Source organism: Ruegeria sp. AD6 (assembly GCF_056542325.1).
This window is the reverse complement of record NZ_JBQFZQ010000022.1, coordinates 1-10,928: the sequence shown is the minus strand read 5'-3', so window position 1 is coordinate 10,928 and position 10,928 is coordinate 1. Positions and strand designations below refer to the sequence as shown.

The 10,928-nt window shown below is 59.4% G+C and carries 10 protein-coding genes and 1 pseudogene; 3 read left to right on the top strand and 8 right to left on the bottom strand.

Features of this window, described 5'->3' with window-relative positions; translation table 11 throughout:
• Positions 1-221 (top strand): annotated as a pseudogene (gene glyA, locus ACR0KJ_RS19295) (serine hydroxymethyltransferase); the annotation flags it as partial.
• A gap of 18 nt (positions 222-239) precedes the next feature.
• A complete protein-coding gene (locus ACR0KJ_RS19290) occupies positions 240-1,217 on the top strand; it encodes an HpcH/HpaI aldolase/citrate lyase family protein (protein ID WP_480627447.1) in 978 nt (325 codons plus the stop codon).
• Positions 1,218-1,283: 66 nt separating this feature from the next.
• On the opposite strand, the gene ACR0KJ_RS19285 is transcribed toward ACR0KJ_RS19290, so the two are convergent.
• The 8 genes from ACR0KJ_RS19285 to ACR0KJ_RS19250 all read right to left on the bottom strand — a co-directional run bounded on the left by ACR0KJ_RS19285 (position 1,284) and on the right by ACR0KJ_RS19250 (position 8,641).
• Positions 1,284-1,685, bottom strand: coding sequence for a hypothetical protein (locus ACR0KJ_RS19285; protein ID WP_170525118.1), 402 nt, complete (start codon positions 1,683-1,685; stop codon positions 1,284-1,286).
• An 11-nt stretch (positions 1,686-1,696) separates the two neighbouring features.
• Positions 1,697-2,398: a hypothetical protein gene (locus ACR0KJ_RS19280; protein WP_170456796.1), complete on the bottom strand. Its 702-nt coding sequence runs from the start codon at positions 2,396-2,398 to the stop codon at positions 1,697-1,699.
• A complete protein-coding gene (locus ACR0KJ_RS19275) occupies positions 2,368-3,939 on the bottom strand; it encodes a caspase family protein (RefSeq protein ID WP_480627446.1) in 1,572 nt (523 codons plus the stop codon). The genes ACR0KJ_RS19280 and ACR0KJ_RS19275 overlap by 31 nt, the downstream gene beginning before the upstream one ends.
• A 139-nt stretch (positions 3,940-4,078) precedes the next feature.
• Positions 4,079-5,248 (bottom strand): iron-containing alcohol dehydrogenase, encoded by a 1,170-nt coding sequence (locus ACR0KJ_RS19270; RefSeq protein ID WP_480627445.1) that lies wholly within the window; start codon positions 5,246-5,248, stop codon positions 4,079-4,081.
• Between the two features lie 166 nt (positions 5,249-5,414).
• Positions 5,415-5,672: a DUF6525 family protein gene (locus ACR0KJ_RS19265; protein WP_170456802.1), complete on the bottom strand. Its 258-nt coding sequence runs from the start codon at positions 5,670-5,672 to the stop codon at positions 5,415-5,417.
• 2 nt (positions 5,673-5,674) lie between these two features.
• Complete coding sequence (locus ACR0KJ_RS19260; RefSeq protein WP_480627444.1) at positions 5,675-6,307, bottom strand: DUF1826 domain-containing protein; 633 nt, start codon at positions 6,305-6,307, stop codon at positions 5,675-5,677.
• A complete protein-coding gene (locus ACR0KJ_RS19255) occupies positions 6,304-7,518 on the bottom strand; it encodes a GTP-binding protein (protein ID WP_480627443.1) in 1,215 nt (404 codons plus the stop codon). The genes ACR0KJ_RS19260 and ACR0KJ_RS19255 overlap by 4 nt, the downstream gene beginning before the upstream one ends.
• Positions 7,519-7,522: 4 nt before the next feature.
• Positions 7,523-8,641, bottom strand: a complete 1,119-nt coding sequence (locus ACR0KJ_RS19250; RefSeq protein WP_480627442.1) for a CobW family GTP-binding protein — start codon at positions 8,639-8,641, stop codon at positions 7,523-7,525.
• Between the two features lie 438 nt (positions 8,642-9,079).
• Between ACR0KJ_RS19250 and ACR0KJ_RS19245 the strand changes: the two genes are divergently transcribed.
• Positions 9,080-10,928: matrixin family metalloprotease (locus ACR0KJ_RS19245; protein ID WP_480627441.1), on the top strand; the 1,849-nt coding region annotated here is incomplete at its 3' end.

Below are 10,928 nucleotides of genomic sequence, written 5' to 3'. Positions count from 1 at the left end.
CCGAAAAGCCGACCATCACGTCGGGCATCCGTCTGGGCAGCCCTGCGGGCACCACGCGCGGCTTCGGCGAGGTCGAATTCCGCCAGATCGCCGACTGGATCATCGAAGTGGTCGACGGTCTGGCCGCCAATGGCGAAGACGGCAACGGCGCCGTTGAGGCCAAGGTCAAAGCCGAGGTCGCAGACCTCTGCGCCAAGTTCCCCATCTATCCGAACCTGTAAGACGAAGGACCCAAACTCATGAGCTTTCATAACATCAACCAAGCCCCCGCCCGGCTGAACCGCAGCGAACTGGCCGTGCCGGGCAGCCAGCCCGGCATGTTCGAAAAGGCCGCACAGTCGGACGTGGACGTCATCTTTCTTGATCTCGAAGATGCCGTAGCACCTGACGAAAAGGAACAGGCGCGCAAGAACATTATCGAGGCACTGAACGATATCGATTGGGGCAACAAGACCATGTCGGTACGGATCAACGGGCTGGACACCCATTACATGTACCGCGATGTGGTCGATGTGGTGGAACAGGCCGGAGAACGGCTGGACCTGATCATGATCCCCAAGGTCGGAACCGCGGCGGACGTTTATGCCGTCGATATGCTGGTGACCCAGATCGAGGACGCCAAGGGTTATAAAAAGCGGATCGGGTTCGAGCACATTATCGAAACCGCTCTGGGGATGCAGAATGTCAGCGAGATCGCGGCAGCCTCGAAACGCAATGAAAGCCTGCATTTTGGGGTTGCGGACTATGCGGCATCGACCCGCGCGCGCACGACGATCATTGGCGGCGTGAACCCGGATTACTCGGTCCTGACTGATGCTGATGCCGATGGGGGCCGGGCGACGCATTGGGGCGATATGTGGCATTATGCTTTGGCGCGTATGGTTGTCGCTGCGCGGGCCAACGGACTGCGCCCCATCGACGGACCTTTCGGGGATTTTCAGGATCCCGACGGATATCGCGCAGCAGCCAAACGCGCGGCGGTTCTGGGTTGTGAAGGCAAATGGGCCATTCATCCCAGCCAGATTGCCCTGGCCAATGATGTCATGTCGCCCTCGGACGCCGAGGTGACCAAGGCGCAACGCATTCTTGTCGCCATGGCCGAGGCCGAGGCACAAGGTAAAGGCGCGGTATCACTGGACGGGCGGCTGATCGACTATGCCTCGATCCGTCAGGCCGAGGTGCTGGTGGAAAAGGCCGGGCAGATCGCAGCCGCCTAGATGACTGCTTGGGTCAGGTACTGGCGACCAGAATTACGGTCGCCACACCAATCCAGCACCATCCCGTTACCCCGACAGTTTCGCCAGATCACTGCTCAGGGCGCGGGCTTCGGCGATGCTGCGTTGCAGGGCGGCGAGTTTGGCGTCGGGCGTCGCACCGCCGGGAGTGGCGTTCAGAACCCGATCAATGCGCGCTGCCGTGGCTGGATCAGCACCGCCAAGCGCGTCGCGCTGTTGCAGGATCCTCAGCTTCAACTGCGCCAATTCGGATTCCGACGCCCGGATCTGCGCGGCCAATGCGTCATTCCGGGCTTGGGCCTCGGCAACTTCGCCCTCGGCGGCGGTGATCCGGTCGTCATAAGCCCCCGTCGCGATCCCCGAGACGCCCGAGAAGAACCCGCCTTCGGCAGGGTCGGTGGTTGTCTGGCAAGCGGCCAGAAGCACACAAGGTAAGGCGAGGCGGAGCATAGTCACACCTTTCATAGTGACGAGGCCAGATCGCCCGCGATGCCGCGCATCTGGGTTATCTGATTGGACAAAGCCGCCAGATCGCCATCGATGGGCGAAGCAGTCTGTCCGCGGGATATGGTCAGGTTACGCGCCTCGTTGAACTCGGCCTGTCGTTTGGTGGCCCCGTCGATGGCCAGCTCCATCTGTGTCAGGTTGCCGTTTGCCTCGGCCAGTTCGCGCTGCAAAGCGGCCTGATCCACGGTTCCCGAGGCGACCTGCGCGTTCAACGCATCCAACTCGGCCTTTTGCGCCGCCAGAACCTGATTCATGACATTGATCGTGGTCTGCATTTCCGACGCGTTGCGGTCGAGGTCCTTTTTGATCTGCCGCAGCCGCGACTCGCGCCCGGCATAGTTGCGCTGAACAAAGGCCACATAGGTTCCCGCAAGGGCGCCAGCACCCAACCCGATGGAAAATCCGGTGCCGATATCGTCGCTGCCACCAATGCCAAAGCCGATCGCCCCGCCGGTAACGCCCCCTGCAACGGCCCCTTGTAGAATGGTCTTCTGCATCGCCGCCGCCTGTTTCGCCAGATCGGCCTCGGCCTGTGTCGCGCCGCCAGTGCCCGCAGGCGGAGCAGCGGTTTGACTGGTGTCGCTACAGGCCGAAAGGGCCAGCGAGACGGCAAGCACAGCTGCGCTTATTCGGGGGGTATGAGATCGGCCAGCCATTGGTAACTCCCTTTTTTGCTGTCCTCGGCCTGCGCAACATGGCGCAGGAACAGGGCGGCGTCATCTGTCAGCTGGGCGCTTGCAAGGTCCAGCGAGTTTGATCCCGATGCAGCGCTGATAATCGAGGTATCAACGTCGGGTGGAAAAAAGACGACAGACCGTCTGAGGACTTCGTCATAGTAGCTGCGGCTTTGGTCCAGCCGTCGCAGGATGATGCCTCGGGATCGGTAGATATCGTATACATCATTGCGCGCCTGCTGCAGCACTGGCAGCGCGTCGGGGTTCGAGCGGGCAATCTCTTCGATCTGTCCCAGCGCGTCTTCGGCAATGGCCAGTGTGCGTTCAACACTGCGCAGGGCAACAAGGTCGGTGCGAAGACGTTGTAATGTGGTCGCGGCCAGAAACACCGACACTTGTGCAGCATCCTCATACAGTCGCTCGGCCGAGGCGGTCTCTTGCGCGGGCAGGCGGCGGCGATAGCTGTCCAGCGCCGGACCCAGATCGCGCGTTTGCCCGTCGCTGAGGTGTCCAAGGGCCACCAGCGCGGTTGCCAGTTTTTCCGGGTTGGCTTTGGACAATGACGCGCCCAAGGTCGCCAGGGATCCGGATGATCCGGTTTTCAAGGCGGCGATCCGGTCTTTTGCGAAGGCCGCGAACAGACCATCGGGGTATTCACGCAAATAGTCTTCAAACACACGGGCATCCGAACTGGACGAGATACTGCGCCACTGCGCCAGATCCGCCGCCGTTGTATCCTGCGGTGCGTCCAGGGGCAGGCCGGGGGCAAAGCTGTGTTCATCCAGCACGGATTCTTCGACCCACGGGATCTGGCGCCCTTCGGTTTCAAGCACGACCTGCTGCCGCACCCGTCCCAGCATAAGGCGTACGTCCAGATCGGGCGTTGCGATATGGTCCAGAAGGCCGGTGGTAAAGACGCTGTTGTCGCCCAGCCCGTCATAGGCCACGTTGCCGGGATCGGTGGCATAGGCAATCAGCAGGCCCGCGCCGCCGCGCATTCGAACCAGCCCTTGTGCGACCATACCACTGTCGGAAAACGGATTGTTGCGGCAAGCATCCAGCAGCAGAATGCCAACATCCGGCCCCGCCTTGGACATCACGTCGCGCACCCTGTCCAGCGTCAGGGAACTGCGTCTGAGTGCGGCCACATCACTGCCCGCAAAATCGGTGCCAATCAAATGGTTCTCGCCGCCAATCTGAACGCCATGGCCTGCGTAAAAGAAAACGGCCATCTCGGCCCCTTTGGCGGCGGTGCCGAATTGATCCAGTGCCAGTTCCATCCCGGCGACGTTCTGGTCGGTCGCCCGGATCACGCTGAAACCCAGCTCGGTCAGGGCCGACCCCAGCGCGGCCACGTCATTCACCGGATTGCGCAGCGCCATGTCCGGCGAGGCATAATTCGAATTGCCGATCAGAAGCGCCACGCGGGTCGAGGCATGTCCCTGCGCGGCCACGAAGACCAAACCAAGCAGGGCAATGGTCAAAACGCGGCTGAGTGCAAAGAACGGGCGGGCTACGGGCATGCCGTTACGTTAGCGCATGGCGCTTTCAAATAACAATTGGCGCAATAGGACAGGGCAAAGACAAATGGCCAAATTACCATAGGTCCGCGTTCTGCCCGCGCGGTATCAAACGACATTACCTGTCAGTTAACCTCGTGTCCTAAGCCGCCGCCGAGGCCACCGGCAAGCGCATCATCAAGGATGCCATTTCGTCAAGGTCGTGATCCGAGACGGGGCAGGCAGAGTTCTGCGACATGGAGTGATTTGCGGGGATCTTCATGGCTGCGGCAAGGTCCGTATCCGTCAGACCCGCACAGACAGAAGGCAGCTCTGCGGCGATGCCACAGGCGCGCATCAGGCCTATGTAAACGTCGGGCAGTGCCTCTGCCGCAGCCGACCCGCCAAGGGCCTGGGCTGCCAGGGCGTAGTTCTCGGCCCCGTCCGGTCGGGCGACAAGCCAGGGCAGGCTGACCTCCAGCGCAAGCCCGGTTGCATGTCCGTGGTGGACCCGTGCCAATGACCCAAGCGCATGGCTGATATTATGCCCCATATGCGTGTTGCAATTGTGCAGGGCCAAACCGGCGACGGTGCTGCCCCAAAGAACGCGTCCGCGCGCCTCAAGATCAAACCCGTCTGCCACCACGCGGGGCAGGGCGTCCGACAGAATGCGCAACGCTTCCAGACCATAGAGCAGACCGGCAGGGCTGGTTGAACGTGCCGTTGCCCCTTCAAGCGCGTGCGCGACCGCGTCGATGCCGGTCCACGCCGTGATGTGCGGCGGCAGGGTCAGCGTCAGTTCGGGGTCCAGCACGGCCTGTGCGAACATCAGTTCCTCGCCGAAATACCAGTTCTTCAACCCCTCGGGCGTGGACACGATCGATGTGCGCGTGACCTCGGACCCGGTTCCGGCTGTTGTCGGGATCGCGATTGCGGGCAGACCGTCCTGCGGCAACGGTTGCGCTGCCAGCGCAAAGTCGCGCGCCGGTTTTTGGCTGTTGGCTATGGCCGCGACCAGTTTGGCCGTGTCCATGGCTGCCCCACCGCCCAGGCCAATGACGCTTGTGGCCCCGGTTTCCCGCGCCTTGGCCGACAGGTCATCAACCAGAGTTTCCTTGGGCTCACCCGCGACATCTGCGGCAAGAACGAAAGGCACACTATGTGCAGCCAGATCCTGCGTCAGCCGGTCCGTAACACCAAGATCCGCCAGAATGGTGTCCGCGATGATCAGCACCGGGCCGCCGCCCAAATTCGCCACGATATCCGGAACCTTCGACAAACGTCCGGCCCCAAAAGTCAGCGGAGGCACCCGGCCAATGTTAAACGTTTGCATTGCAACCTCGTTCTATAAGTGACGCCTTTTGCAAGCATCTTTGACGAGCAGTCATTCACGGCGCAAGCGCCGAATTTGTCCGCAAGAACGAGAACCGCCAAGCCGGTGGGTGTGTGGCGCGAAACTCACAGTTTTATTGCCTGTCGGGAAGCCTGTGGGCGCGTGGCTAGCAGGCTGCGCCCTGCAACCCGTCTTTCGACAATTGCTGGTCCTGCAGGCGATCCAGTTCCTGCAAGGCAACCTGTGGATCGCCGGTGCGGGACAAGGCGCGGTCATAGGCGCGGCGAACGGACCGGGGCCGCCAGGGCAGCGCCGCGTTTGCCAGCCACATACGCAAAGGCGGGGGCAGCCGGTCGAACTCGCGCATGGGATCTTCCCGCCGCCGCCGTTTTTTCAGTTTCGTCTGGCCAAGATTGCCCGCCATTCTTATGCTTCTTCGGTATCGAAAATCGGATCCAGCACCAGAACCAATCGGGTTTCCCCAGACCCTTCGATGGGTGGGGACCGGTGCAACAATCCCGAAGCCGGTGTCTCGGGCCAGCGCGAGCCGCGCATCACCATGGGGCACCCCGTTGCCAAGGTGAACAGTTTTTGCGGCTCTGCCCCATTGGACGAGATGCCATATTGCGTGCCGGTTCCCCGATAGGTGCAAATGAGTCGCGCGAGGATCGCGTCAATGTGGAACTTGCGGCAGGCGATTGTGGTGACGACGCCAAGGCGCACGCGCAGATAGGGCGCGCGCATGATCCCGGCAAACCGGGCCGAGAGGTCGGCGATGTCTTCGACCAGCCATGTGCGTTCGGGACCTTCCTCAGTACCTGCGATGTCACACAGATGCTGAACGGCCTCTTTTACTGCACCTGGGCGCAGCACCATGCGTGCGGCAGGCAATTGGTCGGGATGCAGACTTTCGATCCAGTCCTGAAAGCCCAGCGGCGGTTGCCTGCGCCAGATCGCTGCCGCACAGCCGGGTTTTCGGATCACGGACAGGTCTTCGGGCCTGTCCGCAACACCAACGCCGATTGCGGCATTCCTGATCTCGGTATGTGCCAAAGTCACGCCGCTTCCCCTTCGCGTCGCCAGCCCGGGAAGGGGTCAGGCAAGTCCAGTGGCAGGGCCTCGGGACCCGAGGCCAGATGTTCGGGGACCAGACAGTCGTCCAACCGCACTTTCAATACCGGCCAGTCAATACCCGAGCCGATGAACACAATCTCTTGCCGCCGATCACCCCAGGGTTCGGACCAATGGGCCTGCATATATTCGCGCGCGCTTTCATGATCCAGCCACCGCTCTTTCGGGACCGAAGCCCACCACGTGCCCAAAGGTTTGACGGAAGACAGCGCGCCCGCCATGGAAAATTCGGCCACCCAGTTCGGACGCGTGGCCAGCCAGAAATGCCCTTTTGCGCGGATCACACCCGGCAGGTCCCCATTCAGCACTTTCAGGATCTTTTCGGGCTCAAAGGGCTGACGCGCGCGGTACACGAAACTGGTAACGCCGTATTCCTCGGTCTCAGGCACGTGGTCCGCAAACCCATAAAGTTCCTTGGCCCACATCGGATGCTCATGCGCCCTCTCGAAATCGAACAGACCTGTATCCAGAATGGCCTCGGCGGCCACGTCGGAGTGATTGGTCTCGAAGATGCGCGCGTCGGCGTTCAGGCTGCGGATGATCTTGCGCGCGGCATCGGTTCGCTCCGGCCCGGCATCGACCACCTTGTTCAGAATGACCACATCGGCAAATTCGATCTGTTCCACCAGCAGGTTGACCAGCGTGCGGTCGTCTTCCTCGCCCATGGTCTCACCCCGGTCGCGCAGGAAATCGTGGCTGGAGAAGTCCTGCAGCAGGTTCACCGCATCCACCACCGTCACCATCGTATCCAGCCGCGAGACATCGGACAGGCTTTCGCCCAGCTCATCCCTAAAATCAAAGGTCGCTGCGACCGGAAGCGGTTCAGAAATACCGGTGGATTCGATGAGCAGGTAGTCAAAGCGGCCGTCTTCGGCCAGTCGGCGCACCTCTTGCAGCAGATCATCGCGCAGGGTGCAGCAGATGCAGCCGTTTGACATCTCGACCAATGTTTCATCGGTGCGGCTGAGTTCCGTGTCCGCGCGCACAAGGTCCGCGTCGATGTTCACTTCGGACATGTCATTGACGATCACCGCGACACGACGGCCTTCGCGGTTGTTCAGGACACGGTTGAGCAATGTGGTTTTGCCCGCGCCGAGAAAACCGGACAGGACGGTGACGGGAAGTCGGGTATCGGTCATTGCCTTAATGCTCCGTAGGATTTTGAATGTGTGTGGGATGTGGTTTGCGCAGCAAATCGAGGCTGCGCTGAATCTCGGGCCGGTTCAGGTTGCGTCCGATCAACACGATGCGGGTGCGGCGGTCTTCCCCGGTCCAGTTTTTTATCGGGACAGGCGGATCAAAGATGTGCTGGACCCCGTGGAACGCAAATGGCGTCTCAATCCCGTCCAGAAACAGGATGCCCTTAACACGCAGGATGTCCCGGCCTTTGTGGGCGATCAGAGTGTCGAACCACTTGTCAAAAAGGTCGTCATCCAAGGCCTCGTCCAGAACAATCGAAATGGACGTTATGTCGGTGTCATGACGGCGAAACTCGATCGTTGATACGGGGCTGGCCGCCGAGCCCGGCAGCAGCCCGGACAGGTTGCCAAGAGGGTCCGCATTTTCTTTGGGTGTCGTCCAGGCCAGTGCGTCCTGTTGGCCTGCGGTGTCGCGCATGCTTGTCAGGTTCCACATCCCGTTCGCGCTGAAATCGCGATCCGAAACGCGCATGATGCTGGCGGTCGGGTTCAGGTCACGGAGCCGCTTGGTCACGGCCTTTGATTCTGTGTCAGAGACAAGATCCGTCTTGCTGAGCACGATCAGATCGGCCAGCGCAACTTGCGAGACGGCCTCGAATTGCGCATCCAGCGTCCCGGGGCCGTTGACGGCGTCCACAACGGTGACGATGCCATCCATCCGCGTATTCCGCGCCAGATATGGATCGACCAAAAGCGTTTGCAGGATCGGTCCGGGATCGGCCAGGCCCGTGGTTTCAATCACGATCCGGTCAAAGTGCAGCATGCCTTCGTCGCGCCGGGCAAGCAGCTTGACGAACGTGTCCGACAGATCCCCGCGGATCGAGCAGCACAGGCAGCCGGATGACATCAGCATCACGTCGCCGTCCACCGATTCAATCAAATCGTGATCCAGACCCGCCTCGCCGAACTCGTTCACGATCACCGCAATGGGTCCCGAACTGGACTCCGCAAGAATTCGGTTAAGCAGTGTCGTCTTACCCGCCCCTAAGAACCCGGTGAGCAATGTCACCGGGACTCGCAGATCATTGGTCGGGTTTGGCGTGGTCTTTGAGGCGTGAGTCATGAACATGGGTGTGATAAAAATGTAATAACATTACATCACTAAGAGAAATTAAATCGAGTGTCCAGATGGCGTGGGCTGATAGGGTCAAAGTGCCTTGATCATGCGCCTTTGACGTAGGAAGATGCCACAGAGAAAATGGGTGTGAATTGAAGTTCAGGTGGGTCAGGCCGCCTCTTCAAAACAGAATTAGTGGCGTATGTAAGATATAAGTATTTGTTATGGTTTAGGTATTCTCCGCATGCAGATTAGGTGCGCGGGTTTTGTCGACCGCCCGTTCTCAGTTGTTGAGAAGAGGCCACAGTCAGTAGTGTCAGGGTGACACGTACTAGACATCCTTTAACCAAAAGATCAATTTCTCGCTTAAGGCGAGAGCCTCGCCACAATAATGACAACTTGGACATGAATCTTCTTGTCCAAAGAATTTTTTAGGGCCTTGCAATGGTTGTTAATATTTCAACTCCTCCTTCGTCGTCTCCACTGAGCGCGATCCAAGGAACCCGCGCGTATGGTAACGGTAACCCGAATACCACAACGACGATTACCTATAACTTTGACCAATATGCGGGCTCCACCCCTTGGACAAACGCGTACAAAGACGATTTCAGGAAGGCACTGGCTGTTTTTGAATCCGTTGCCAACATACGGTTCGTAGAAGTCTCTAATTGGCAGGACGCTGACATTTACGAGGTTCTTGCACCGAATTCCAACCCGTACTTCTTCGATTCCCCGTATACGCTCGGGTATCACTATACGCCCTCAAATAACCCCTCCGAAGGTGCCTTCAGCACGGATTACTGGGATGCAGGCCCGGGTGGGAACGGGGATGCCGGAGGCTACTTTTTCACGACTCTGCTGCACGAGCTGGGCCACGCACTTGGCTTGGCTCACCCGCACGATTCAGGGTTGGGTACAACAGTCATGCGCGGCGTCACAGGACCGTTCGATTCTTTCGGAGCTTCGGGTTTGAACCAGGGTGTCTACACCGTCATGAGTTACAATGACGGTTGGACCTCCAAGAACGGAATTCTGCCGGTGGACGCCAAATGGGGTGGCGCTACAGGATTGGGTGCGCTGGATATTGCTGCGCTGCAAAACATGTACGGCGCGAACAATTCGTACAACTCGGGAAGCAATACATACGATCTGGCCACAAGCAACGCCAGCGGCGTCGGGTATCAGGCCATTTGGGACACAGGCGGATCCGATACAATCCGTTATTCTGGCAGTGGGATCACAGTTATCGATTTGCGACCCGCCACCCTTGATTATTCGTCTACGGGCGGCGGCGGCGTGTCTCATGTTGGGGGCGTAAAAGGCGGGTTCACGATTGCGGCCGGTGTTGTTATCGAAAACGCATCGGGTGGATCTGGGAAGGACACCATTTTTGGCAATGCCGCCGTAAACACTCTGAATGGTAACGGCGGCAACGACACCTTTTTTTCAGCCTCCAACGGATCGAACAACAACACGATCAACGGCGGTGGCGGCAGCGATACAATCTACCTCGCCAATGGATCCGGCGCAGACACTGTAAACGGTGGATCCGGTAACGACGTCGCCATTGTCAGAAACAATACAGGTTCGTTCTCGGGTGGAACTGGCACTGATACGGTCAGATTCGTAAGCGCCATCAGCAAGTATCTGTTCATCAACAATGGCAGTACCTACGAGTTTCTGGACGTTATCACCGGCAGAACCTTTACAGTGTCCAGCGACGTGGAGCGTTTCGAGTTTTCGAATGGAAATCTGGGCTACAACCTTACTCAGTTGACGAACGCAACTCAGATCTCGGACGTCGAAACGACTGGAACCGCGCTTCAACACGCCGCGCAAGGTATCTACCTGATCGGTGGTCCGGGTTCGAATGTCGCAGTTACTTTCAATGGTCAGGTTATGGGGGAGAATTCCCTCGTTGGCTGGACGGCCATTCAAGTTGAAGACGATGGCCAAGGATACCTTATTCTTTGGCGCAATGACGATGGCCGTTACGCGGAGTGGACGCTTGACGATCAGGGCGCGCGTTTGAGCGGTCGCCCGATTGCGAATGTTGTCGATGTCGAGGTGTTCTACGGCGTTGATCTGAACAATGATGGCACAATTGGTCATGTCACGACGACCGTTGAAGATGACGGCGCGACAACGCTGGCGTCGTCGACGCGTGGGGTTTACCTGATCGACGGCAGCACGGAAGTGACGTGGAGAGGGGACCAGATCGGCCCTGACAGCCTGCCCGGCTGGAGCGCGATTCAGGTTGAAAGCAACGGTCCGGGTTACCTGCTCCTGCTGC

What these genes read in the sequence shown, in the direction of transcription:
- ACR0KJ_RS19280 (WP_170456796.1), bottom strand. Translation starts at nt 2,398, where the DNA reads ATGGCTGGCCGATCTCATACCCCCCGAATAAGCGCAGCTGTGCTTGCC.
- ACR0KJ_RS19275 (WP_480627446.1), bottom strand. Translation starts at nt 3,939, where the DNA reads ATGCCCGTAGCCCGCCCGTTCTTTGCACTCAGCCGCGTTTTGACCATT.
- ACR0KJ_RS19290 (WP_480627447.1), top strand. Translation starts at nt 240, where the DNA reads ATGAGCTTTCATAACATCAACCAAGCCCCCGCCCGGCTGAACCGCAGC.
- ACR0KJ_RS19250 (WP_480627442.1), bottom strand. Translation starts at nt 8,641, where the DNA reads ATGACTCACGCCTCAAAGACCACGCCAAACCCGACCAATGATCTGCGA.
- ACR0KJ_RS19270 (WP_480627445.1), bottom strand. Translation starts at nt 5,248, where the DNA reads ATGCAAACGTTTAACATTGGCCGGGTGCCTCCGCTGACTTTTGGGGCC.
- ACR0KJ_RS19265 (WP_170456802.1), bottom strand. Translation starts at nt 5,672, where the DNA reads ATGGCGGGCAATCTTGGCCAGACGAAACTGAAAAAACGGCGGCGGCGG.
- ACR0KJ_RS19285 (WP_170525118.1), bottom strand. Translation starts at nt 1,685, where the DNA reads ATGCTCCGCCTCGCCTTACCTTGTGTGCTTCTGGCCGCTTGCCAGACA.
- ACR0KJ_RS19255 (WP_480627443.1), bottom strand. Translation starts at nt 7,518, where the DNA reads ATGACCGATACCCGACTTCCCGTCACCGTCCTGTCCGGTTTTCTCGGC.